The 22346-nt window shown below is 64.4% G+C and carries 13 protein-coding genes; 7 read left to right on the top strand and 6 right to left on the bottom strand.

Translation table 11 applies throughout. The features are described from left to right. Window positions 1–443 precede the first annotated feature (443 nt). The 6 genes from hutG (at window position 444) to NKJ72_RS29700 (ending at window position 15549) form a co-directional block, all read left to right on the top strand. A complete protein-coding gene (gene hutG / locus NKJ72_RS29675) occupies window positions 444–1262 on the top strand; it encodes an N-formylglutamate deformylase (RefSeq protein ID WP_352480594.1) in 819 nt (272 codons plus the stop codon). A 32-nt stretch (window positions 1263–1294) separates the two neighbouring features. Continuing rightward, entirely contained in the window at window positions 1295–2965 is a 1671-nt protein-coding gene (gene hutU / locus NKJ72_RS29680; RefSeq protein ID WP_352480595.1) for a urocanate hydratase, read from the top strand. Between the two features lie 8 nt (window positions 2966–2973). Beyond that, window positions 2974–3561, top strand: coding sequence for a HutD/Ves family protein (locus NKJ72_RS29685; RefSeq protein WP_352480596.1), 588 nt, complete (start codon window positions 2974–2976; stop codon window positions 3559–3561). Window positions 3562–3828: 267 nt separating this feature from the next. Further along, window positions 3829–12399, top strand: a complete 8571-nt coding sequence (locus NKJ72_RS29690; protein ID WP_352480597.1) for a glycoside hydrolase family 94 protein — start codon at window positions 3829–3831, stop codon at window positions 12397–12399. 364 nt (window positions 12400–12763) lie between these two features. After that, the gene (locus tag NKJ72_RS29695) at window positions 12764–14533 is read left to right on the top strand and encodes a glucan ABC transporter ATP-binding protein/ permease (RefSeq protein ID WP_254817502.1); all 1770 of its coding nucleotides are present in this window, start codon (window positions 12764–12766) and stop codon (window positions 14531–14533) included. 260 nt (window positions 14534–14793) lie between these two features. Further along, entirely contained in the window at window positions 14794–15549 is a 756-nt protein-coding gene (locus tag NKJ72_RS29700) for a heme ABC transporter permease (protein WP_352480598.1), read from the top strand. 13 nt (window positions 15550–15562) lie between these two features. Here the strand turns inward: NKJ72_RS29700 and NKJ72_RS29705 are convergent, their stop codons facing one another. Then, a complete protein-coding gene (locus tag NKJ72_RS29705) occupies window positions 15563–16621 on the bottom strand; it encodes a D-TA family PLP-dependent enzyme (RefSeq protein ID WP_352480599.1) in 1059 nt (352 codons plus the stop codon). Between the two features lie 141 nt (window positions 16622–16762). On the opposite strand from NKJ72_RS29705, the gene NKJ72_RS29710 reads away from it, so the two are divergent. Beyond that, entirely contained in the window at window positions 16763–17449 is a 687-nt protein-coding gene (locus tag NKJ72_RS29710) for a D-lyxose/D-mannose family sugar isomerase (RefSeq protein WP_352480600.1), read from the top strand. A 409-nt stretch (window positions 17450–17858) separates the two neighbouring features. Here the strand turns inward: NKJ72_RS29710 and NKJ72_RS29715 are convergent, their stop codons facing one another. The 5 genes from NKJ72_RS29715 to NKJ72_RS29735 are packed head-to-tail and all read right to left on the bottom strand — an operon-like array spanning window position 17859 to window position 22250. Beyond that, window positions 17859–18725 (bottom strand): RDD family protein, encoded by an 867-nt coding sequence (locus tag NKJ72_RS29715; RefSeq protein WP_352480601.1) that lies wholly within the window; start codon window positions 18723–18725, stop codon window positions 17859–17861. Next, window positions 18712–19743, bottom strand: coding sequence for a stage II sporulation protein M (locus tag NKJ72_RS29720; protein ID WP_352480602.1), 1032 nt, complete (start codon window positions 19741–19743; stop codon window positions 18712–18714). The genes NKJ72_RS29715 and NKJ72_RS29720 overlap by 14 nt, the downstream gene beginning before the upstream one ends. Next, window positions 19740–21047, bottom strand: coding sequence for a DUF58 domain-containing protein (locus NKJ72_RS29725; protein WP_352480603.1), 1308 nt, complete (start codon window positions 21045–21047; stop codon window positions 19740–19742). Before NKJ72_RS29725 ends, NKJ72_RS29720 begins: the two co-directional genes overlap by 4 nt. Continuing rightward, window positions 21044–22000, bottom strand: coding sequence for an AAA family ATPase (locus NKJ72_RS29730; protein ID WP_352480604.1), 957 nt, complete (start codon window positions 21998–22000; stop codon window positions 21044–21046). Before NKJ72_RS29730 ends, NKJ72_RS29725 begins: the two co-directional genes overlap by 4 nt. Next, window positions 21987–22250, bottom strand: a complete 264-nt coding sequence (locus NKJ72_RS29735) for a hypothetical protein (RefSeq protein ID WP_352480605.1) — start codon at window positions 22248–22250, stop codon at window positions 21987–21989. Before NKJ72_RS29735 ends, NKJ72_RS29730 begins: the two co-directional genes overlap by 14 nt. Window positions 22251–22346 lie beyond the last annotated feature (96 nt).

Below are 22346 nucleotides of genomic sequence, written 5' to 3' on the forward strand. Positions count from 1 at the left end.
ACTGCCGGGGATTGCGTCATGAGACTGTTATCGCCGCGTTACGCCGCGATGGGTCGTGTTCCGTCGCGCCCCCCTCTGTCCTGCCGGACATCTCCCCCTCCAGGGGGGAGATTGGCAGCTTCGGGGACTGCGCCCTTTCTGCATCCTACGAGATTGGCGAAAGTAGAGATGATAGCCAATCTCCCCCCTGGAGGGGGAGATGTCCGGCAGGACAGAGGGGGGCGCTGTCCCGCCAACCTCAGCCCGGCAACACCGAAACTTTCAAAGTCAGAAACAAAAAACCCGCCTCAAGGGCGGGTCGTCGGGCTGAATCAGCACCATAGCCAAATTATTAGCATAGCTGCCGGCACAAAGCAAGAACAAAATACGTCGCAACCAGCAAAAAGCGAGATCGGTGTTCAAAGACGGTCGCAGAGTTGCGTTCTGTCACGCGGAGACTTCCGATGACCTCGCCCTCCTGGCTCACCGTCACCCAAGGCACGGCACCCTTGCTGGTTTCGATCCCGCATACCGGCATCGATCTCGCCGGCCTCGACAGCCGGCTAATCTCGCCCTGGCTCGGCCGCCGTGACGCCGACTGGTGGATCGACAAGCTTTATGACTTCGCAGAAGACCTCGGCGCGGCCGTTGTGCATACGGCGATTTCGCGCACCGTCATCGACGTCAACCGCGATCCGTCCGGCGCCTCGCTCTATCCCGGCCAGACGACGACTGGGCTCTGTCCGACCGAGACATTTGACGGCGATCCACTCTACCGCAAAGGTGAAGAGCCGGGACCGTCGGAGATCGACGAGCGCCGCGAGAAGTTCTTCGTGCCTTATCATGCCGCGCTGCAGGCCGAGATCGACAGGCTGCACGCTTTGCATGGGAAGATCGTCGTCTATGACTGCCATTCGATCCGTTCGGTGCTGCCGCGCCTATTCGAAGGCAAATTACCGGTCTTCAATCTCGGCACCAACGACGGCAAGAGCGCCGATCCGACGCTGCAGGAGAAAGTCAGGCAGATTCTGGGCGAAACCGGCGAGAGCTTCGTCGTCAATGGCCGCTTCAAGGGCGGCTGGATCACGCGCCATTTCGGCCAGCCGCAAAACGGCGTCCACGCGCTGCAGATGGAGCTGTCCAACCGCGGCTATCTGCGCGAGCCCGAAGGCAAGGGCATGCCCGGCAATTGGCCGGTGCCTTACGATGCCGAATTCGCGGCGCCAATCCGCGTCACGCTGAGAAAGATCCTGGAAACCGCGATCGCCTGGGCCGAGCGCTGACGCGCGGCGCGCTTCATTCGAAAGGGACAATCATGACCGATCCTCGCCACAACATCCGTGAAGTGCGCAGCCCGCGCGGCAGCGAGCTCAACGCCCGCACCTGGCTGACGGAAGCGCCGTTGCGCATGCTGATGAACAATCTCGATCCCGATGTTGCCGAGAACCCCAATGAACTGGTCGTTTATGGCGGCATCGGCCGGGCGGCGCGCACCTGGAACGATTTCGACCGCATCGTTGCCTCGCTGAAGACGCTTGGCGACGACGAGACGCTTTTGGTGCAATCCGGTAAGCCGGTCGGCGTGTTCCGCACCCATCCCGATGCACCGCGCGTGCTGATCGCCAATTCCAACCTGGTGCCGCACTGGGCGACATGGGAGAAATTCAACGAGCTCGATAGAAAGGGCCTGATGATGTACGGCCAGATGACGGCCGGCTCGTGGATCTACATCGGCACGCAAGGCATCGTGCAGGGCACCTATGAGACCTTCGTCGAGGCCGGCCGCCAGCACTATGGCGGCAATCTCAGGGGCAAGTGGATACTGACCGGCGGCCTTGGCGGCATGGGCGGTGCCCAGCCGCTCGCCGCGGTCATGGCCGGCGCCTGCTGCCTGGCCGTCGAATGCGATCCCGACCGCATCGATTTCCGGCTGCGCACCCGCTACGTCGACGAACGCGCCGACACGCTCGACGAGGCTCTGGAAAAGATCGAGCGCTGGACCAAAGCCGGTGAGGCGAAATCGGTCGGCCTCGTCGGCAACACCGCCGACATCCTGCCGGAACTGGTGCGGCGCGGCGTGCGCCCCGACATCGTCACCGACCAGACCTCGGCGCATGACCCGCTCAACGGCTATCTGCCCAAGGGCTGGTCGCTGGCCGAGTGGCGCGAGAAGCGCAGCAGCGACCCGAAGGCCGTCGAAAGAGCTGCCCGCGCGTCGATGCGCGAGCACGTCGAGGCGATGGTGGCGTTCTGGAACGCCGGCGTGCCGACGCTCGATTACGGCAACAACATCCGCCAGGTGGCGAAGGAGGAGGGCTTCGAGAATGCTTTTGCCTTCCCAGGTTTCGTGCCGGCCTATATCCGTCCGCTGTTTTGCCGCGGCATCGGCCCGTTCCGCTGGGCGGCACTTTCCGGCGACCCCGCGGATATCTACAAGACCGACGCCAAAGTGCGCGAACTCACGCCCGGCAACACCCATCTGCACAATTGGCTCGACATGGCGCGCGAGCGCATCGCCTTCCAGGGCCTGCCGGCGCGCATTTGCTGGGTTGGGCTCGGCGATCGCCATCGGCTCGGCCTCGCCTTCAACGAGATGGTCGCCAGGGGCGAACTGAAGGCACCGGTGGTCATCGGCCGCGATCACCTCGATTCCGGCTCGGTCGCCTCGCCGAACCGCGAGACGGAGGCAATGAAGGACGGCTCGGATGCCGTCTCCGACTGGCCGCTGCTCAACGCCCTGCTCAACACCGCGTCCGGCGCCACCTGGGTGTCGCTGCACCATGGCGGCGGCGTCGGCATGGGCTTTTCGCAGCATGCCGGCATGGTCATCGTCGCCGATGGCACGCGCGAGGCGGCGAAGCGCCTGGAGCGGGTTCTGTGGAACGACCCGGCGACCGGCGTCATGCGCCACGCCGATGCCGGCTATGACATCGCGATCGAGTGCGCCAGGGAGAACCAGCTCAACCTGCCCGGCATTTTGGACTGAGCCGCGCCTTGCGCATCCTTCGGGCAGCCGAATACCGGTCGATGCCGTGGAAGAACGGCGGCGGGGTCACGACGGAGATTGTCGTGTCGCCGCCAGGTGCCGGGCTCGACGATTTCGACTGGCGCGTCTCGATGGCCCGCGTCGAGGGCAGCGGCCCGTTCTCCGGCTTCGCCGGCGTCGACCGGACCTTGGCCTTGCTGGAAGGCGAGGGCATGGTCCTCGATATCGCCGGCCGGCCGCCGGTCGAAATCACCAAGGCTTCCGACCCGCTTGCCTTTCCGGCCGACGTGCCGACGCAAGCTACGCTGATCGCCGGCCCGATCATCGACCTCAACGTCATGACCCGCCGCGCCCGGGCGACCCACACGGTAAGGCGCCTGCTGATTTCGGCTCCGACGGAGATCCAGGCCGAGGCCGATGAAACACTTATTCTGTGCGTCGACGGCGAACTCAGCGTGGCCGGCGCGGCGCCCATGCAATTGGGGCCGCTCGATGCGCTGTTGCTCGGGGCGCAAGCGCCGGAACTGCGCCTGGATGCGGTCCGGCCGGCGATGCTGTTCGTGATCCGCATCGACCGCACTGCCGGCAACGATTAACGTCTGTTTCCAAACATGATCGTGACGCCGGCCAAATATCGCGTAAGCTGGTCGCTGCATCACGAAAAAGCCTGAATCTTCCGCCGATCAGAAGCCGAAACGATGCTCATAGTGCTCGCCTGGAAGTTGTCGAGAGACGGCATCTTGTCGTGGTGCGGAAACAAACTTTCGGCCAAGTGTTGCGATGCAACCAATTGCATTTGGACCGGTTTTAGGGACATTGCCGTGGCGGTGACGCCGCACTGCGTCCCCAACACGGAACCTTAGATGAATATCCAGACCAATCTCGCACAGATCGAAAAGACGAGCGCCAGCTTCCCGGCTGTCACCGACGAGCCGATACGCTCCCATTTCCTGCCGGAAGATCGGCTGCGCGCTTTGGGCGCAGCCCTTGCCAATGGCGATGCCAAGGACTTGTTCGGTCTGACGCCTTTCGATTTTCAGGCGCGCATTCGTGACAGCGCCAGGAAGATTCTCGATGTCTACCGTTCCACCAACGCTGCCCAGGCGAGGGGCGAAACGATCACGCCCGCGGCGCAGTGGCTGCTCGACAACAACTACCTAGTCGAGGAGACCATTTTTCAGGTCAAGCGCGACCTGCCGCGCCGCTTCTATCGCCAGTTGCCGACGCTGAAACTGTCGGATGGATCCAGCGTGCCGCGCGCACTGGCGGTCGCGTGGACCTATGTCGCGCATTCCGACAGTTCCGTCTCGTCGGCCATGTTCAAGGCGATCGTCGAAGGCTTCCAGTCCGTCGAGCCGCTGAAGATCGGCGAATTATGGGCGCTGCCGTCGCTGCTGCGCTTCGTCCTGATCGAGAACCTTCGCCGCATCGCGGTCCGCGTCAATCGCACGCGGGAACTGCGCCAGATCGCCAACGAGGTCGCCGACCGTGTGCTGGCGACGGACGACAGCGCCGACCGGCAGGCGATACTTTCCCACTACAGCGCCCATGCGCAGGACACCACCTTCGCCACCCAATTGCTCTACCGGCTGCGTGACGGCTCGCAAAATGCCGGCAGGGCGCTGGAATGGCTGGAGGGCGAGCTGGAAAGGACCGGCTCCGACGCCGAGGAGATCATCCTCAGCGAGCACCACACGCTGTCCAGCGGCAACGTGACCACCGGCAACATCATCCGCGGCCTGCGCCTGATCAACGACGTCGACTGGACGGTGTGGTTCGAGGGCGTCAGCCGCATCGACACCTTGCTGCGCGAACGCACCGATTTCGCCGCCCTCGATTTCTTTTCGCGCGACCAATACCGGACTGCGATCGAGGAGCTGGCGCGCCGTTCCGATCTCTCCGAATTTCGCGTTGCCGAAAGGGCGATCGAGCTCGCCGGCCATGCTGCCGATGCACCGGGCTCCGAAAGCGGTCCGATCGCTCACACCGACGTCGGCTTCTTTCTGGTCGGCCCGCGCCGGCAGGAGCTCGAGCGGTCGATCGGCTACCGGCCGACCATCGGCAAGACGCTGAACCGGACGTTCCGCAAGACCGGATGGCTGGGCATCGTCGTGCCGGTGTTTTTGCTGACGGTCCTGCTTCTGGTCGTTTCCGGCAATGCGCTTGCCAATCTCGGCCTATCGGTGCCGTCGATCGTCCTGATGCTGGCCCTGTTCGCGGTGCCGGCCAGCGAAGGCGCGCTCGCATTCTTCAATACCGTCGTCTCGCTGTTTTTGAAACCGACACGTCTCGTCGGCTATGATTTCAGGCACGGTGTGCCGCCCGAGGCGCGCACGCTGGTGGTGGTGCCGTCGCTGATCGGCTCGCGCGACGATGTCGAGGAGAACATCCGCAACATCGAGGTGCATCACCTCGCCAACACGGCAGGTGAGGTCTATTTCGCGCTGCTTTCCGACTGGCCGGACTCGAAGACCGAGATCGATACGGCGGATGTCGAAATCCTCGAATTCGCCCGCGCCGAAATCGCCAGGCTGAACGCCCGCTATCCCTCGGAAGGCGCGCCGCGCTTTTATCTGCTGCATCGGCGCCGGCTCTACAACGCATCGCAAGGCGTCTGGATGGGCTGGGAGCGCAAGCGCGGCAAGCTGCACGAATTGAACCTTCTGCTGCGCGGCGACAGCGACACCACCTTCTTGCCGTTGGAAGTGCCATTGCCGGAGAGCGTCGTCCACGTGATGACCCTGGACGCCGACACCCGCACCACCCGCGACGCCGTCGCTGCGCTGGCCGGCAAGCTTTGCCACCCGCTCAACCGTCCGCATTTCGATGTCGCACGGCGCGAGGTTACTGCAGGTTATTCCATCCTGCAGCCGCGCATCACCGCGTCGCTGACCAGCGGCGACGAGGCATCGTTCTTTCAGCGTGTCTTTTCCGCCAATCGCGGGCTCGATCCATACGTCTTTGCGGTGTCGGACCTCTACCAGGACATCTTCGGCGACGGTTCCTTCACGGGCAAGGGTCTTTACCACGTCGACGCCTTCGAGGCGGCGCTGAAGGGCCGCATCGAGGAAAACACTATCCTCAGCCATGATCTGCTCGAGGGCGCACTGGCGCGATCGGCTTTGGTCACCGACGTCGAACTGGTCGAGGACTATCCGACCCGCTATTCGGTCGATGCGTCGCGCCACCATCGCTGGGCACGCGGCGACTGGCAGCTTCTGGGCTTCATCCTTGGCCCGCGCTCAAACGTGCCGGCGCTGTCGCGCTGGAAGATGGTGGACAATCTGCGCCGCTCGGTGACGCCGATCTTCTGGGTGATGGCCGCGATCGCCGGCTGGACGCTGCTGCCCTTCACGCAGGCCGCGCAATGGCAGGCGCTGCTGATCCTCACGCTGTTCATGGCGCCCACTTTCGATATCGTCAACGCCATCCTGCCGAAGAGCGGCGATCAGACGCCACGCGGCCATTTCTCGGCGCTGGCACGCGATGTTGCCTTCGGTACCGCCCTGGTGGCGCTGAAGATTGTCCTGATGGCACACCTAGCCTGGATGATGGGCGACGCAATCATCCGCACGCTCTACCGCCTGTTCGTCAGCCGCCAGAACCTGCTCGAATGGCGCACCGCCTCGCAGGCACACAAGGGCAGCGACAACGATCTCGGCTCCTACTACAGCATCATGTACGGCGCCGTGATCATCGGCGTCGTCGGCCTCGCCGTCCCGGTGCTGGCCGATTCCACCGGCGCCTTCGTCGCCTTCTTCTTCGCCTTGTTCTGGATCGGCTCGCCCGCCATCGCCTGCTGGATCAGCCGTTCGGCCGAAACCGAGGACCGCCTGCGCATATCGGCCGCCGACATCCACGCGCTGCGCACCGTGGCGCGGCGTACATGGCACTATTTCGAGACCTTCGTGACGGCCGAGCATCATCATCTGCCGCCGGATAATTTCCAGGAAAGCCCGGCCCCCGTGGTGGCGCCCCGCACCTCGCCGACCAACATCGGCGTCTACCTGCTGTCGGTGATTTCGGCACGCGACTTCGGCTGGATCAGCCTCTCCGACGCCGTCAACCGCATCGACGCGACCATGTCGACCATCGAGAGCATGCCGCGCGATCGCGGTCATCTCTTCAACTGGTACGACACCACGACCCTGAAGCCGCTCTACCCGCTGTACATTTCGGCGGTCGACAGCGGCAATCTCGCCGGCCATCTGGTGGCCGTGGCCGCAGCCTGCGCCGAATGGGCCGAAGCGCCGTCGGTGCATGTGCAGGGCGACTTCGAAGGCATCCTCGATACTGTCACCATCCTCGACGAAAGCCTTGAGGAACTGCCCGACGACCGGCGTCAATTGCGGCCCTTGCGCCAGCGGCTCGCCGATCGTCTCGACGGCATGCGGCGGGCGGTAGAATTGATCAAGGCGCAGCCGGAGATGGCGTCGATCCGTACCATCAACCTGGCCGTCCTGGCCGGCGAGATACGCAAGCTCGCGACAGCCATCCACACCGAGGCCGCGTCGACCCAGAGCGACACCATCGCCGATTGGGCGGCCAGGCTCGAAGCCACCTGCGAGGCGCATGTGCACGACGCGCACAGCGACGAAAACGCCGTCGCGGCATTGCGGGCCAAGCTTCTGACGTTGCGCGAGCGCACGCGCCGTTTCGCCTTCGAGATGGATTTCTCGTTCCTGATGCGGCCCGAACGCAAGCTCCTGTCGATCGGTTACCGGGTCGAGGAGCATCAGCTCGACGAAAGCTGCTACGATCTTTTGGCCTCCGAGGCGCGGCTGACCAGCCTGTTCGCCATCGCCAAGGGCGATTTGCCGACCGAGCACTGGTTCCGGCTCGGCCGGCCGATCGTCGAGATCGGCTTCCAGGGCGCACTGATGTCCTGGTCCGGCTCGATGTTCGAATATCTGATGCCGCCCCTGGTGATGAAGGAACCGCAAGGCAGCATTCTCAACCAGACCAGCAAGCTCATCATCAAGCGCCAGATCCAGTATGGCCGTTCGAGGAACGTTCCCTGGGGGATTTCGGAAGCGGCCTACAACGCCCGCGACCGTGAACTGACCTATCAGTACACCAATTTCGGCGTGCCCGGACTCGGCCTGAAGCGCGGCCTTGGCCAAAATACGGTAATCGCGCCTTACGCGACCGTGCTGGCAGCGCAGTTCACGCCGCATGAATCCGTGCAGAACCTGGCCAGGCTGAGGCGGTTGGGCGCGCTGGGCCGGCACGGCTTTTACGACGCGGTGGATTTCACGCCGCAACGCGTCCCCGAGGGCACCGACCACGCCGTCGTGCTCAATTACATGGCCCACCACTCCGGCATGTCGATTGCCGCAGTTGCCGATGCGATCTTCGAAGGGCGCCTGCGCGATCGCTTCCACAGCGATCCGGTGATCGAGTCGGCCGAATTGCTGCTGCAGGAAAGGGCGCCGCGCGACATCCCGACTGCGACCGTCAGAACCGAGGCCGACGAGCGCTCGAAGGACGAGACCGAGCTGGAAAGCCCGGACACCCGCATCGTGCTCGATCCGCTGAGGGCGCTGCGCTCGACCAGTGTCATGTCCAATGGCCGCTACTCGGTCATGGTCACCGCCACCGGCTCCGGCTACAGCCGCTGGGGCGACCTTGCCGTCACGCGCTGGCAGCCGGATCCGACCGAGGACCGCCTTGGTTCCTATATTTTCCTGCGCGACGCCAGCAACGGCGACTGGTGGTCGGCCACCGCCGAGCCGAAGCGCGCCGCCGGCGAGCGGGCGCAGACGCTGTTTTCTGACGACAAGGCGAGCCTCGTCAAATCGGTTGGATCGCTGCGTTCAGAAGTCGAGTGCATCGTCATCTCGGAAGGCAATGGTGAGGGCCGACGGGTGACGCTCCACAATGATGGCCCCGCCGACCGGCATATCGAAGTAACCTCGTTTGCCGAACTGGTGCTGGGCTCCGAGCCCTCCGATAATGCCCATCCGGCTTTTTCGAAGATGTTCGTGGAAACCGAGATCGCGCCGAACAACGGCGCGATCTTCGCCACCAGGCGCAAGCGCGAAAAGGATGAACCCGACGTCACCATGGTGCACTTCGTCACCGACCCGTCTGGATCGGCGCGCGACGCCGAGGCGGAAACCGACAGGCGCGCCTTCATCGGCCGTGGCCGCACTATCACCGAGGCGGCTGCCTTTGATCCCGGCGCCAAGCTTGGCGGCCATTCCGGCTTCACCCTGGATCCGATCGCCTCGCTTCGCCGGCAGGTGCGCGTGCCGGCCAACAAGAAGATTTCGCTGACCTTCTGGACCGTCGTCGGTACCCATCGCGCCGAATTGGATGCCGCCATCGCCCGGCTCGACCATCCCGAAAGCTTCGCCCGCCAGGCGATGCTCGCCTGGACGCGCTCGCAGGTGCAGACCCGGCACCTTGGCCTCAGTCTGTCCGACGCCGCCAATGTGCAGAAGCTGGCGCGCTATCTGATCTATCCCGATCCGTTCCTGCGCCTTCCGGGCGAATCCATCGTCTCCGGGCTCGGCAGGCAGTCCAGCCTGTGGCCGACCAGCATATCCGGCGATTTTCCGATTTTCCTGGTCAGGATCGCCGATGTCGCCGATCTGGAGATCGTCGCCCAGGCGCTTCGCTTCCAGGAATACATGCGCGCCCGCGGCATGATGATCGATTTTGTCGTCGTCAACGAGCAGGCGTCATCCTACGTGCAGGACCTGCAGCGCGCGGTGGAGACGCTGTGCGAAAACAGCCGGTTGCGCGGCAAGGAACTCGGACCCCGCCAGCACATCTTCGCGGTGCGCCGCGATCTGATGGAGGAAACGACCTACAGGACCTTGCTCGCCGTCGCTCGGGTGGTGCTGCATACGCGCAACGGCACCATCTTCGACCAGATCGAGCGCGCCGAGGCCGCGGCACTGCAGGCGCGGGACGCCGCCCTCCAGCCGGCAGACCTTGCAGCGCTTCGCGAGCCGTCCTTGCCGGTGCCGACGTCGCAAGCATCTGCCGCCCACGCACTGATCGAGGGCCGCGTCGACGGCAGCGGGCTCGACCAATGGAACGGTTTCGGCGGCTTCGACGGCGACGGACGCCACTACGTCGTGCGTCTTGCCGGCCGGCGCACGACGCCGCAGCCGTGGATCAACGTCATCTCCAACCCATCGTTCGGATTCCACATTTCGGCTGAAGGTGCTGCCTTCACCTGGAGCCGCAATAGCCGCGACTATCAGTTGACGCCATGGTCGAACGATCCGGTCACCAACCGCCCGGGCGAGGGCATCTATATCTACGATCATGCCAGTGGCAGGGCGTTCTCGCCGATGGCTGCCGTGGTGCGTGACCCGACAATGACCTACGAAACCTGGCACGGGCAGGGTTTTTCGACGTTCCGCTCACAACGCGGGCCGCTGTCGATGGACCTGACCCATGTCGTCGATCCCGTCGATTCGGTGAAGATATCGCGGCTGCGCATCCAGAATTCGGGTTCGGTGCCGATGCGGCTGCGCGTGTACGCCTATGCGGAATGGGTTCTTGGCGGCCATCGCTCGCGCACCGCTGCAAGCATCGTTCCGTCGAGGGATGCCGCAACCGGCGCATTGCTGGCGCAAAATCCCTATGGACTCGATTTCGGCGAGCGAATCGCCTTTCTGGCCGCCGACGGTGCGGTGCATTCCGTCACCGCCGACCGCGGCGAATTCATCGGCAGGCAAGGCACGAGCGAGTTTCCGCATGCGGTGCTGAGCGGCGCCGACCTGTCGGGCCGCGTAGAGGCCGGCGACGATCCGTGCGCGGCCATTGCACGCGACATCGACATCGCTGCCGGTGGCGACGTCACGCTGCTCTGGCTGCTCGGCGACGCGGCCTCGCCCAACGAGGCCAGCGCGCTGGTGCAGACCCATCGCTCCAGGGATTTCGATCAGCGGCTGGCCGACAACGAGCGCACATGGCGCGGTTTTCTGGATACCATCCAGGTCGAGACGCCGGACAAGGCCCTCGACGCCATGGTCAATCACTGGCTGCCCTATCAGAGCCTGGCCTGCCGCATCCGTGCCCGCTCTGCGTTCTATCAGGCGAGCGGTGCCTTCGGCTTCCGCGATCAGTTGCAGGACACCCTGGCCTTGCTGGCGCATGACCCCAAGCTGGCGCGCGATCAGATCCTCAACGCGGCGCGGCGGCAATTTCCCGAAGGCGACGTGCAGCATTGGTGGCTGCCGCGCACCGAGGCCGGCGTCCGCACCATGATCTCTGACGACGTGGTCTGGCTGGCCCACGCTACCGCGCGCTACCTGCTGGTGACCGGTGACACCGCGATCCTGAAGGAGCAACTGCCCTTCATCGAAGGGCAGGCGCTGGGCGAAGGCGAGCACGATGCGTTCTTCATCCCGGAAATCTCGAAGAAGACAGCCTCGCTCTACGACCACTGCGCGCGGGCGCTCGATCTTGCTGTCAAGCGCAGCAGCCCGGCCGGGTTGCCGCTGATCCTCGGCGGCGACTGGAACGACGGCATGAACCGCGTCGGCGAGCACGGCAAGGGCGAGAGCGTATGGCTGGGCTGGTTCCTGCTGAAGACGCTGGGCGAATTTGCCGCTGTCGCCAAGGCGGAGCGCGATGCAAAGCGCGTGCAAGCCTGGACGAAGCACGCCGAGGTGCTGAAGCGGGCGCTGGAAAGCACTGCCTGGGATGGCGAGTGGTATCGGCGCGGCAGCTTCGACGACGGCACGCCGCTCGGCTCGCGCAAGTCGGACGAGTGCAAGATCGACTCGATCGCCCAGTCCTGGAGCGTGCTTTCGGGCGAGGGCGACCCGGCGCGGTCGACCACGGCAATGGGGCAGGCGATGAAAGCGCTCGTCGACGACGAGCTCAAGATCGTCAAACTGTTCACTCCGCCCTTCTCGAAGACGGAAAAGGACCCGGGCTACATCAAGAGCTATCCGCCGGGGGTCCGTGAAAACGGCGGCCAATACACGCACGCCGCGACATGGTTCGTTATTGCGCTCGCCGAGATGGGTCGCACCGACGATGCCTACCGCTGCCTTTCGATGCTAAATCCGGTCAACCATGCGCTCGATGAAGCCGCGGCAGAGCGCTACCGCGTGGAACCTTATGTCGTCGCGGCCGATGTTTATTCCGGGCAAGACAAGGGCGGCCGAGGCGGCTGGACCTGGTATACCGGGTCGGCGGGCTGGCTTTATCGCGCTGCGGTCGAGAGCATTCTCGGCATAGAGCGCCGCGGACAGCGCCTCCAGTTCACGCCGAGACTTCCCAGCCATTGGGACGGCTATTCGGCAACCCTGAAGATGCTGGGCGCCGAGATCAAGGTACGCGTCGTCCGCGACAAAAAGGCCCGGGCCATCTCACTTGAAGTGAATGGCACGAAGACCAAATCTTCGTCCTTCGAGCCAAAAGCCGGCGACAATGCCGAGGTGGTCGTTAGAATACCGACCTAGATTCAAGGACTTGGAGCGTCGCTCAGGGTTCCCCAGGGCACGCGCGGGCGCTCCAAGTGCCTCTACCGGTTATATTTGCGTTTGACCTTGCTGAATGCCTGCACACGACTTTAGACGTCGTGCCTTGGGTCTTGCTGATTAAAAATGTGGCAGTGCTTTCCAGTTGCCATGATTTTGCCGCAACGCTGACATTTCACCTTTTATCTCAAACTGTTAGACGATCACGGCAAATTTCGAAGCGTCGTCATCTTTTGTTCGCGGAATGGGAACGGAAGAGGTAGACGAGCATTGTTTTGCGACGCGTCAACCGATACGAGTCAAAAAATGACGCACTGCACCATAAATAATTGGCGGAGTAGCTGAAGTGTCACTTCTGCAAATCTACTGGCGAGCCCTTGGTTATCTCGCTGCCGACAGGAAACGCGTTGCGTTTATCTGCGGGGCGAATGTCGCGCTTGCCATTATCGCCATTCTCGAGCCGATTATGTTCGGCCGGGTGATCGATGCCATTTCGGACCGCGGCTCGGTATTCGCGACACTCGCAATGTGGGCCGGTCTCGGCGCGTTCAACATCATTGCCTTCGTGCTGGTGGCGCGCGGCGCCGACCGCTTTGCCCACCAGCGGCGCAGCGAGGTTCTCTGCCAGTCGTTCGAGCGCGTGATCACCATGCCGCTGGCCTGGCATCATCAGCGCGGCACCTCCAATTCTCTGCACACGCTCCTGCGCGCGGTAGAGACCCTGTTCAGCCTCTGGCTGGAATTCATGCGGCAGCATCTGTCCACCGCGGTTGCGTTGGTCCTGCTGGTGCCCACCGCGCTCAGCATGGATATCCGCATGTCGATGGTGCTGCTGGCGCTTGGCGCGCTCTATGTCGGCATCGGACGGCTGGTGATGCGGCGCACCAAGGAAGGCCAGGCGGCCGTGGAGCGGCACTACCACAAGGTGTTTGCGCATGTGACCGACTCGGTCAGCAACGTCGCCGTCCTGCAGAGCTACAACCGCATCGGCCATGAGACCGAGGCGCTGAAGCGCTACGTCAAGAACCTGCTCGACGCACAGAATCCGGTGCTCGACTGGTGGGCGATGGCCAACGCGCTGCACCGCCTGTCGTCGACGATTTCGATGATGGTGGTGCTCTTGATTGGCGCCTATCTGGTGACGCACGGCCAGTTGCGCATCGGCGACGTCATCGCCTTTACCGGCTTTGCCACGCTGCTGATTGCCCGGCTCGACCAGATGTCGGCGTTCGCCAACCAGATTTCCGAGGCGCGCGCCAAGCTCGAGGAATTCTATCATCTCGAGGACTCTGCATCCGACGCCGCCGAGCCCGATGGGCTGCGCGAGCTCGTCAACGTCACGGGGCACGTGCGTTTCGAGAATGTCTGCTTCGAGTTCGGCAACTCCGGGCAGGGCGTCGACGACGCGTCGTTCGAGGTCCAGGCCGGCCAGACCGTCGCCATCGTCGGCCCCACGGGCGCCGGCAAGACAACGCTCATCAACCTTCTGCAGCGCGTCTTTACCCCGTCCAGCGGCCGTATCCTGATCGACGGCATCGACACCCGCACGGTAACCCGCAAGTCGCTGCGCCATTCGATCGCCACCGTGTTCCAGGATGCCGGCCTGCTCAACCGCTCGATCGAGGACAACATCCGCGTCGGCCGTGCGGAGGCGACCTATGACGAGGTCCATGCCGCGGCCAATGCCGCCGCCGCGCAGGATTTCATCCTGTCGAAGAGCGAGGGCTACGACACGGTCGTCGGCGAACGCGGCGGACAGCTGTCCGGTGGCGAGCGCCAGCGCATCGCGATTGCCCGCGCCGTGCTGAAGGACGCGCCCATCCTGGTTCTCGACGAGGCGACCAGCGCGCTCGACGTCGAGACGGAAGACCGCGTCAAGGACGCCATCGACGAGTTGCGGCGCGGCCGCACCACCTTCATCATCGCCCACCGTCTGACCACCGTTCGCGACGCCGATCTGGTCGTGTTCATGGACAAGGGCCGGGTGGTCGAGATGGGCGGGTTCACCGAACTGTCGCTGCGCAACGGTCGCTTCGCCAGCCTGCTGCGCGCCGGCGGCCTGCTCAACGACGAGGAGGTTCGCCGCCTCAGCCGCCCGGTGAACGAAGCCGCCTGAGCAGCGCGGCTTGCCTTCTCCCCTTGCGGGAGAAGGTGGCCTCGCGAAGCGAGGTCGGATGAGGGGTGCTCCGGCTTGGCTCAAATCTTCATCCAAAATCCAGACTTCGGCGCACGGCGATCATTGGCGCCTCACTCCGTCCAGCACCCCTCGTCCGGCTCGACGCTACGCGCCGATCCGCCTTCTCACGCAAGGGGAGAAGAGAAGACGTACCGCCGCTGTGGTTGCCGCAACTCCGCCGGCGGTCTATGTAAGGCCGCATGAGCGACGCGACTTCACGCCCCTCCGGCTGGATGGATATTGCCAACCCGACGCGGTTCGTCGGGCTTGCCGACAAGGTCGTGCCGTGGCTGGCGAGCGTCGCCGCCGTCGTCCTCGCTGTCGGTCTCTATATGAGCTTCACGGCGCCTGAGGACTTCCAGCAGGGCATCACCGTTCGCATCATGTATATCCACGTGCCTTTCGCCTGGCTTGCCATGATGTGTTACACGCTGATGGCGGTCTCGGCACTGGGCACGCTGGTCTGGCGCCATCCGCTGGCCGACGTGGCGCTGAAATCGGCGGCACCCATCGGCGCCGTCTTCACCGCCCTTGCACTGATCACCGGTTCGATCTGGGGCAAGCCGATGTGGGGCACCTGGTGGGTGTGGGACGCGCGGCTGACCTCCGTCTTCATCCTGTTCCTGATGTATCTCGGCATCATCGCGCTGACCCGCGCGCTAGACGATGCCGGGCGCGCCGCCTGGGCAGCGGCCATCATAACCCTGGTAGGCTTCATCAACATCCCGATCATCAAATTTTCGGTCGACTGGTGGAACACGCTGCATCAGCCGGCGTCGGTGTTCCGGCTTGGTGGGCCGACGATAGATCCAAGCCTGTTGTGGCCCTTGCTGGTGATGGCACTCGGCTTCACCGTGCTTTTCTTCGCGCTGCACCTGACGGCGATGCGCACCGAGATCCGGCGCCGCCGGGTCATTTCGATGCGCCGCGTAGCCGCGAGGCAGGCCGAGCGTTAGCCAACCGACAGGTTCATTCCATCCGTCCTCGCGCCTTGACCGGGAGCGTCTCGATCACCATCTCGCCTTCGATCAGATGCACCTCGTCGAACAGGTTGGTGACGACGCAGCAATGGTCGGGCACGACGCGCACGCGCTCGCCGATGCGAAGCTCGGCGCCGCCTGACAGCGTGACGTTGCCGTGCTCTTCGCTGAGGCTGGTCACCTTTGCGCCTGAAATGCCCAGCAGCTCGCCGAAATCGGCGAGCCCCAGCGTATCGCTGGAGAGCGCCTTGCTGCCGGCGTCGAGGATGGCGCGTGTCGGCGTTGGGTGGCTGACCACCGTCGACAGCACCGTCAGTGCGCAATCGTCGAGGCTGCCGACGCCTTTGGCGACCTGGTAGCGGTCGAGATAGATGTAGGTGCCGGGCCGGTATTCGGTAACGACGCTATGCTCGCCGGAACGCCACATATCGGGTGTGCCGCCGCTGGAGATGCGCTCGCAAGCAAGGCCGGCTGCGGCAAGTGCTTGCTGCGCATCGGCGAGCCACGCCTCGGTTTCGGCGGCGCGGCCCGCCCCCGGGTAGGTCATCAGGCCGCCGAAGACGAGCCCCCGGACCTTGTCGATCTCGCTCGCCAGCGCGACTGCCTCGCCGGCCGACTGCACACCGCAGCGGCCCATGCCGGTGTCGCATTCGACCAGCACCGGCAGGCGGTGGCCGGGATCGGTAAAGGTGGCGGCAAGCCCCATCAGCGTGTCCATACTGTCCGTTGTCACCGACAGGGTTACGCGGCCGTGCAGCGCCTTGAGGCGTTCCAGCTTGGCCCGCCCGAGGATATTGTAGGGCAGAAAGATGTCGGTCAGTCCGGCATCGGCCATGATTTCGGCCTCGCCGATCTTCTGGCAGGTGATGCCGATGGCCCCGGCCGCGACCTGCTTTTTCGCCCAGTAGGGCAGCTTATGGGTCTTGATGTGCGGCCGGAGCTTCAGCCCGTGCCGGTCGGCATGGGCCTGCGCCCGCGCGATGTTGGCTTCCGCGCGGCGGGCATCGATCAGGATTGCCGGCGTATCGAGGTCGTCTATGCTGCGCATGGAATGTCACCTTTGGGAATTTGTCGGGACTTATGGCCCTGATCGTCGCCGATGTCATGAGGCCAGAATGCGGTTTACGTCGACACCGGATCGGTGTTCGGTTATGCGCTGTAGGCGCCGCCTGAAGAAGGGATCATGATCATGAAACGCTCCGCCATCAACGACATCATCCGCGACGCCGACGCCTTCATCCGTTCGTTCGGCTACATCATGCCGCCCTTCGCCTACTGGACCCCGGAAGAGATGAAGGCGCACCGGCAGGATTCGGCGGCCATCTTCTCGTCGCGGCTCGGCTGGGACATCACCGATTACGGCCAAGGCAAGTTCGACGAGCTCGGCCTATTCTTGTTCACTGTTCGCAACGGCCGCTACGAGGACATGAAGAAGGGCATGGGCATGCTCTATGCCGAAAAGATCATGATCTCGCGCAAGGATCAGCTGTCGCCGATGCACCGCCACAACATCAAGGCCGAGGACATCATCAATCGTGGTGGCGGCAAACTGGTGCTGGAGCTGTTCATGCATGATCGCGATGGCGGCATCGATCAGAAGGCCGAAGTATCGGTGCCTGTCGACGGAACCATGCACAGGCTGCCCGCGGGTGGGCTGCTGAAGCTCGACCCAGGCCAGAGCGTGACGCTGCTGCCGGGCGTCTGGCACGCCTTCTGGGCCGAGGGCAAGGACGTGCTGATCGGCGAGGTCTCTACCGTCAATGACGATCTCACCGACAACGTTTTTCGCGAGCCGATCGGCCGCTTCGCGGACATCGACGAGGACACAGCACCGCTGCACCTCTTGGTGTCCGATTACGAGAAGTGGGTGGGCTAGGGCAGGAGGTGGCGCTGGTCGGAAATGCGGAAACCGATAGCTAGGAGTCCCAATTCAGCTGCTGCAAAAATGTCCGAAAACCGATTGTGCTGTCACTGAATTCGCTCGTGCTATGCAGTGAACAAACGATATCCACCGTGGGCGGCGCTTCTATTCTCACTATTATTAAACGCACTCCGTCATCCAGGATCTCAACGCCCGTTTCTCGTTTCCAATTTCCGCCCACTTGCTGAAGTCTGGGGGGAGGAATCGTCGAATTGCTCTCGCATCGATTCGTCGTTTGGAAAGGGAGTGTCGGTGAGGCTGCTGAATTCTTCCCAGGACCCAGAGACCGCCGCCTGAATTGCGCGATCTATCCTGGATTCCTCAATCGCGCTAATTTTGACCTGCATCTCGTCCCTCCTCCGGTCTAACGCTGATGCTTGTCGGCCCTGCGGTTGCCCAGCAGGAGCTTGCGTTCGAGATGCGCCCGCAACTCCCCATAATACGCCGTCAGGAATGCGCGTGCGTCATGGGCTTGTGGTGCCGCGCCGATCTTGCGTCCGATCGTTTCGGCCACCGTCCGCAGGGCGAAATAGTCGTCGCGGCGCAGCACCTCCTCCAGCTTGTGGAGTTCGGCAATCCCGTAGGCATCGAGCTGGGTGTGGCTGAACCGGAACGCGCCGGCCGCCGGATCCTGTCGTGCCGACAGGTCTTCAAGCAAGGCGCGCTTCGGCGCCTCGACCACCCAGGTCCCTGCCAACAGGTCGCCAATCCGCATGCGGTCTCGATTGAACAGCGGGAACAAGGCAAACAGCAGCGTCCACACTAGTCCGAAGATTGTCGTCAGTGCGTCTGCAAGGTCGGTCCCGCTGCGTCCGGCGATGATCGACAGCGGCAGGAACACCTCGATCTCGCGCATCAGGTTGCGGGCAATGACCTGGTCGATCGACAGGCCGTCGCCACTGCGCGACGCGACCCGGATGCCGACGATCCGCTTGCCGGGCGTAGACGCGCGCCGGCCTGCTTCGAAGGCGATGAAGTAGGCGTTGCGCAGAAAGAAGATCAGGATGATCCAGACGACGAAGAGCGGCTGAAATCCCTCGCTGCCAAGGCCTCCCACCCCGAACAGCGCGACGATCGTGATCACGATTGCAGCCACGGCGATGAACACGACGTCGAGAAGGAAGGCGGAGGCCCGCGTGCCGGCGTCGGCCAGCCTTATCCGGAGATCGACGCCTTCGGGCGTGATCAGCGGCCGTACGGCCGCGAAGACGGCGCGCCTACCGAGCGCCATGCCGCACCGCCCGGAACAGGTAGAAATAGCCGAGCCACAGCGCCAGCATGCCACCGCCAATGGCGTAGCGCGTGACGTCGCTGGTGATGGTCTGCCTGCCAATGCCCTCGAGCAGCCCGGCAAACAGCAGCATGACCGAGACCCCGACCATGGCGTTCGCGGCAATGCGTCCGGCACGAGCCGCTGCCGCCATGCGTGTCAATTCGCCGGGAAAGGCGATGCTGGTGCCGATGCGCATGCCGGCCGCGCCGGCCAAAGCGATCGCGAACAATTCGGTGGTGCCGTGGATGGCCAGCCAACCGCCGAGCTCCATGCCAAGTCCCTTGGACCAGTAGACTTGGAACAACGCCCCGATCATGCAGTCGTTGAACAGCATCAGCAGCACTGTCGGCACCGCGAAGGCGAAGCCAAGGGCGAAGGCCAGGATTGAGACCTGGACGTTGTGCGTGAACAGATAGGCGGCAAAGCCTGAGAGAAAGCCATTGTCGCCATCATAAAGCATGTTGCGCAGCAGTTCGGCCGACGTGTTGGGGCCGCGGCCTCCTGCCAGTCCGGGCGGGATGATCGCGTCGAACCAGCTCTTGTCGGATGCCACCAGCCAGGCGCCTGCACCAATGCCGATCACCATCAGCGCGACCGACGCCAATGTCTCGCGCCACAGGTCGCGAATGGCCTCGGGCCAGTCGTGCAGGAAGAAATCGGCCAGGCGCTGCCGCAGCCCGCGACGCGCGCCGTAGAGATAGAAATAACCGCGCAGCGACAGCGCTTCGAGATAGCCGACCAACGCATTGTCGAGCGAGGTTGCGCGCGCCACCGACAGGGAAGACAACGCGGATCTATAGAGCAGGGGCAGCGACAGCAGCTCCTCTTCGGAAAGCGTCCGCGGCGCACGCTTCTCGACACGCGCCAGCAGCGCCTCGAATGCCTTCCAGTCGGCCTCGCGCTCGCGGCGGAAGCTGGCCAGCGACTGGCGTACCGCGTCGCCACGTGCAGCATTGTCGACGACTGGCGCCGTCACAGCAAATCCTCCTGCTTGAACTGCAGATAGCGCTCGACCAGCGCGGGACCCAGCCGATTGTGCTCAGCTTCAATCACATGCGCCCCGAGCAGGCGCAGCCGGCCGATGACGACCTGCCTTTCGCGCAAAAGCCCTCCGGCGACGACCGCGCGGGCAACGTCCTCGCCGGAGCGTGGCGGCATATCGGCCAGGCCCTCCAGTTCGGTGTCCTTCATCAGCATGAACAGCACGAGATGCCGTTCGGTGAGCCGGCCCACGGTGCGCAGCATCAATTCCGCGCTGATCGGATCGACGAAATCGGTGAAGATGATGACGAGCGAGCGGCGGTCGAGCCGCGCCGCGAGCGTCGTCAGCGCCAGCGTGAAATTGGTCTCCTCGCTGGAATAGTCGATCTCCGCCGCTCGTTTCTGGATCATCGCAAAGTTGGCGGGGCCGCGCACCGCGCCGCTCGAAACGCGCGGCCTTGCATCGAAGCCGAACAGGCTGACCATATCGCCGCCCTTCAGCGCGATGAACGCCGACAGCAAGGCGGCCGTCACGGCCCGGTCCACCTTAGGCATACCGTCGACCGGCTCGCACATCAGGCGTCCGCTATCGATGGCCAGCACGATGTTGTTGTTCTCCTCGATGCGGAACTCGCGCGCCAACAGCTTGCCGTGGCGGGCGCTGCGCTTCCAGTCGATCATCCGCCGGCCCATGCCCGGCTGGTAATCCTTGAGCGCGTCGAACTCGCGGCCTTGACCGGCGCGGCGCTGCGCATGGCCTTCGGCAAGCGCCGCATGTTGCAGAAGCGTGATCGCTTCGCCGCGAGCGCTGCTGACGTCGGGCAGCACCGCAACCTTGCTTTCCACCGGCAGCACGACCTGGTTCCAGACCAGCCCAAACGGCCCGCGCCAGCGCACCCAGAGACGGTCGAAGCTGGCGACGCCGCGCCGCAGCGCCTGGAAGCGGAGGTTGAGCGACCCGCCTCTGGCGGTCGGCTGCAAGGCCCCGCCGCTGCCGCTCACCGGCGCCAGACGCGCATCGTGGCCGACGCGAGCCTCCGCGGCGCGCGGCCCCGAGTGACGGGCGGTGATTTGCACGCCGAATTGCCTACCGACACCGACCTGCTGCGGCGCATCGATGCTGGCATTCAGCGATGCCCGTCCGCGTCCCGCCGCGGCATCCACCGCCAGGAAGGCAAGCAGCAGGCAACTCCACAGCAATCCCAGATACCAGAAGGACGGCAATGCCAGCGCGACCAGGAAGGCCGGCACCGCCCCGGCAGCGGCTGCCCACACCGCTCGGCCGCTGGGATAGATCAACGTGGTGCTTCCGTCTGGTCGACCAGGTCGGAGACGATCTGCTCGACCAGGCGGCCGTCGATCTGGGCGGCAGGCGAAAGGATGACGCGATGGCGCAGTGCCGGCACCGCCAGCGCCTTGACGTCGTCGGGGATCACATAGGCGCGTCCGTCCAGCGCCGCCCGGGCACGCGCCGCCCGCGCCAGCATGGCGCCGGCGCGCGGGCTGGCTCCGACTTCCAGATCGGCATTTTCGCGCGTAGCCCGAACCAGCGCCGCTATGTAGCCGACGACATCGTCGACAAGGGTGACGGAGCCGACGACTTCAAGGGCCTCCTGCAGCGTCTCGCGGTCCGTCTGCGCCTTGATGCCGTATTGCGCGATGTCGTGCGAGGCGGAGCCGCCGCCGTGATGGACGATGATGGCCCGTTCTTCCTCGGGGCCGGGATAGCTGACGCGGTGCTTGAACAGAAAGCGGTCGAGCTGCGCCTCCGGCAGCGGATAGACGCCCTGGTGCTCGATCGGATTCTGGGTCGCGACGACCATGAAGTTGCGGCCGAGCGAATGCGTGGTGCCGTCGAAGGTGACCGCGTGTTCCTGCATCGCCTCGAGCAGTGCGGCCTGCGTCTTGGGCGGCGTGCGGTTGATTTCGTCGGCAAGCAGGAGATCGCAGAAGATCGGGCCGCGCGTCAGCGTGAACTGCCCGGTCTGGAAGTTGTAGATGTTCGACCCGACGATATCGCCGGGCATCAGGTCCGGCGTGAACTGGATCCGCCCGTAGGCGATCCCAAGCGCCTGGGCGAAGCAGCGCGCGGTCATCGTCTTGGCCGTGCCGGGAGGACCTTCGAGCAGGATATGCCCGCCCGCAAACAAGGCGGTCAGCATCAGGTCGACTGTATCGTGCTGCCCGGTAATCGCCTTGGCAACTTCTTCCCTGATCCGTGTCGCCAGGGCCTTCACATCATCGACGTTCACCGAGCCTCCTTGCCGTCCAGTCGTGCAGCCGTTCTGCTGCCTGTTGCATCTGCGCCAGGTTCTTGGCCTCGCCGGCGGCTTGCGAACGCGTCGTGAAGCCGCCAGCTTGCTCCTTATCGCGAGAGTCGAGCCAGCGGTCGAGCGCTTTGCCTTGCAGTCCGTGCGGTGCCCCGAGCAGCGCGCCGGCGCGCACCCGCATCAAGGCCGCATAGCGGCCTCCCAGCTCATCCAGCCGGCCGGCACGCCGCATGAGCATCGCCGTGGGTGGGCGGAAGCGCGCCCGGGGCGGCGGCGGGCGGGCCCGGGGCGGCGGGGGCGGGGGGCCGCCGCCCCGCCGCCCCGGCGG

The sequence above is a fragment of the Mesorhizobium sp. M0045 genome (assembly GCF_040323385.1).
Classification (GTDB): domain Bacteria; phylum Pseudomonadota; class Alphaproteobacteria; order Rhizobiales; family Rhizobiaceae; genus Mesorhizobium.

Bases quoted from the DNA above. Each gene is read 5' to 3' on its own strand.
- hutG (WP_352480594.1), top strand. From the start codon at position 444: ATGACCTCGCCCTCCTGGCTCACCGTCACCCAAGGCACGGCACCCTTG.
- hutU (WP_352480595.1), top strand. From the start codon at position 1,295: ATGACCGATCCTCGCCACAACATCCGTGAAGTGCGCAGCCCGCGCGGC.
- NKJ72_RS29690 (WP_352480597.1), top strand. From the start codon at position 3,829: ATGAATATCCAGACCAATCTCGCACAGATCGAAAAGACGAGCGCCAGC.
- NKJ72_RS29700 (WP_352480598.1), top strand. From the start codon at position 14,794: ATGAGCGACGCGACTTCACGCCCCTCCGGCTGGATGGATATTGCCAAC.
- NKJ72_RS29705 (WP_352480599.1), bottom strand. From the start codon at position 16,621: ATGCGCAGCATAGACGACCTCGATACGCCGGCAATCCTGATCGATGCC.
- NKJ72_RS29710 (WP_352480600.1), top strand. From the start codon at position 16,763: ATGAAACGCTCCGCCATCAACGACATCATCCGCGACGCCGACGCCTTC.
- NKJ72_RS29715 (WP_352480601.1), bottom strand. From the start codon at position 18,725: ATGGCGCTCGGTAGGCGCGCCGTCTTCGCGGCCGTACGGCCGCTGATC.
- NKJ72_RS29735 (WP_352480605.1), bottom strand. From the start codon at position 22,250: ATGCGGCGTGCCGGCCGGCTGGATGAGCTGGGAGGCCGCTATGCGGCC.